Raw genomic sequence first — 2632 nt, 5'->3', positions numbered from 1 at the left:
GGCATCGACAGCAGCATCAAAACCTCTGTTCCCGGCTTTAGTCCCCGCCCGTTCGATAGCCTGCTCTAGGGTGTCCGCGGTAACCACCCCATAGCTCACCGGCAGTCCGAAGTCCAAACTTACCCGGGCAATCCCTTTGGTTACTTCAGCCGCAATATACTCAAAGTGAGGCGTGGCGCCACGAATTACGGCGCCAAGGCAGATAATAGCATCATATTTCTTGGTCTGGGCTAATCTCTGAGCGCCTAATGGAATCTCAAATGCGCCCGGTACCCGGGCAATATCGATGTCCTCTTGTCTCACGCCGTGACGCACCAAAGCATCCTGCGCCCCTTCCAGCAATTTCCTGGTGATAAATTCATTAAAGCGGGAGACAACTAAACCGAACTTTAACCCTTTACCCAGTAATAGACCTTCAAAATTCTTACCCATTTGGCCTCCTTATCCTTATCATCGGGTCACTTAATCACTTTTACCCGTCTGTTTATCGTCAACATCAGGTAGCTCTAAAGCGTGCCCTAATTTTTTCTGTTTGGTCTCCAGGTAATGTAGATTATAGGGGTTAGGCGGGCAAACAATGGGTACCGTTTCCACTACCTTTAGCCCGTAAGCCTCCAAACCGACTACCTTTTTGGGGTTATTGGTCAGCATCCTGATTTGGCGCAAACCCAGGTCAACCAGAATCTGGGCGCCAATGCCGTAGTCCCGTAAGTCGGCGGGGAAGCCTAAGACCAGATTGGCTTCCACCGTGTCCAGTCCCTGGTCTTGAAGGGCATAAGCTCGCAGCTTGTTATGGAAGCCGATACCCCGTCCTTCCTGCCTCATATAAAGTAAAACGCCCCTTCCTTCATCGGCAATCCTTTTCATTGCCAGAGCAATCTGCTCCCCGCAGTCACAACGAAGGCTACCGAATACGTCGCCGGTCAGGCATTCACTATGAACCCGCACCAGTATTGGCTCGTCGGTAGCGACGTTGCCCATCGCTAAAGCGATATGTTCGTCCGGGTCAGTATCACTGCGGTAGGCGATAGCGGTAAAGTTACCGTACTTTGTGGGCAATTTGGTCTCGGTCACCCGATGCACCAGCTTCTCGTGTCGGCGGCGATAGACAATGAGGTCGGCGACACTGATAATCTTCATCCCATACTTCTCTGCCATTACCTGCAGTTGAGGTAGCCGTGCCATGGTACCGTCCTCATTCATAATCTCGCAAATGACCCCCGCCGGATAAAGTCCGGCCAGCCTGGCCAGGTCCACTACCGCCTCGGTATGTCCCGCCCGGACTAAAACACCACCCTCCCTGGCCCGCAATGGAAAGATGTGCCCCGGCCGAGCTAAATCCTCCGGCTTGGTCGCCGGGTCAATCACGGTCTTTATTGTCTTGTCCCGGTCCGCGGCGGAAATACCCGTGCTGACTCCTTGTTTCGCCTCCACCGATATCGTGAAAGCAGTGGTATGTTTTGAGGTATTCTCCCTGACCATCAACGGAATCCTCAGTTCATCCAGTCGCTTACCGGTAACCGGCAGGCAAATCAATCCCCGGCCCTGTGATGCCATAAAGTTAATCAGTTCCGGGGTAACCTTCTCCGCGGCCAGAGCAAAGTCGCCTTCGTTCTCCCTACCCTGGTCATCAACGATAATAATGAGCTTGCCGGCTTTTATCTCCTCAATAGCTTCAGCAATGCTTGATAATTCCATACTCACCCCCTCGCTTGAAGGATAAATTAACTCAGCGAAAAGCCCTGCTCCTGTAAGAAATCGGCGGTTATGCCGGAGCTGCGAGCCTGACCGAGCTGCTCCACATATTTGGCGATAATATCTACCTCGAGATTGACCAGGTCACCCACTCGCCGGTTACCCAGCGTGGTATGCTGGCGGGTATAATCAACTATCGAGACCTGAAAGGAACTGCTGTCTGCGGTCACTACCGTCAGGCTGGCCCCGTCCACAGCGACGAAGCCCTTCTCCACGACATAGCGTGTTACCGCCGGCGGAGCTTCCAATCTAATGAGCATTACCTTGCCATCCCAGCGGATAGTCGCCACTCTGCCGGTAGCATCGATATGGCCCTGAACTAAATGCCCGCCTAACCGCCCCCCCAGAGCTAGAGGGCGTTCCAGATTGACCCTATCGCCGGCCGAAAGTAGTCCTAGATTCGACCGTTGTAACGTCTCGGGCATCAGGTCGGTGACAAAGGAATCAGCCTTAAAGCCGGTTATCGTCAGGCAAACCCCGTTAACCGCGATACTCTCGCCCAGTTTCATCCCCGGGAGAATACTATCAGCCCCGATGACCAGGTCCCCCGACGACGCTGCAACTACCCTGCCGATCTCCTCCACAATCCCGGTAAACATTTCCCCCCTTATTGAGAGCTACGGGAAAGCTGGTTTTTAGTGGTTGTGGTATAGCCGCTAATCATTAAATCTTCGCCAAACTTTTCCACTCTAACACGTTCTAGTTTAATGGCATCAATCACTTTGTCCACCCCCCCGCCAGCCACAGGCGTCTTGGCTTCTTGACCACCAATGATAATTGGAGCCACGAAGGCAATCACCTTGTCAATCAGCCGGTAGTCAAACAGGGAGCCGGTAAGAATCCCGCCACCCTCTACCAGCACACTGGTAATCTCCCG

Annotated in this window: 4 protein-coding genes; all 4 read right to left on the bottom strand. The window is 53.2% G+C overall.

Annotation, left to right across the window (positions count from 1 at the left end; genetic code table 11):
* On the bottom strand, positions 1–432 hold a 432-nt coding region (gene ribH / locus Q8Q07_08445; GenBank protein MDP3880312.1), incomplete at its 3' end, for a 6,7-dimethyl-8-ribityllumazine synthase.
* A gap of 30 nt (positions 433–462) precedes the next feature.
* Positions 463–1698, bottom strand: coding sequence for a bifunctional 3,4-dihydroxy-2-butanone-4-phosphate synthase/GTP cyclohydrolase II (locus Q8Q07_08440; GenBank protein ID MDP3880311.1), 1236 nt, complete (start codon positions 1696–1698; stop codon positions 463–465).
* Positions 1699–1724: 26 nt separating this feature from the next.
* Complete coding sequence (locus Q8Q07_08435) at positions 1725–2354, bottom strand: riboflavin synthase (protein MDP3880310.1); 630 nt, start codon at positions 2352–2354, stop codon at positions 1725–1727.
* Positions 2355–2362: 8 nt separating this feature from the next.
* Positions 2363–2632: dihydrofolate reductase family protein (locus tag Q8Q07_08430; protein MDP3880309.1), on the bottom strand; the 270-nt coding region annotated here is incomplete at its 5' end.

This window comes from Dehalococcoidales bacterium (assembly GCA_030698765.1).
Taxonomy (GTDB): Bacteria; Chloroflexota; Dehalococcoidia; order Dehalococcoidales; family UBA2162; genus JAUYMF01.
This window is presented reverse-complemented; position numbering and strand designations above follow the sequence as displayed.

Excerpts from the sequence above, each read along its gene's own strand:
- Q8Q07_08435 (MDP3880310.1), bottom strand. The coding sequence starts at position 2,354 with ATGTTTACCGGGATTGTGGAGGAGATCGGCAGGGTAGTTGCAGCGTCG.
- Q8Q07_08440 (MDP3880311.1), bottom strand. The coding sequence starts at position 1,698 with ATGGAATTATCAAGCATTGCTGAAGCTATTGAGGAGATAAAAGCCGGC.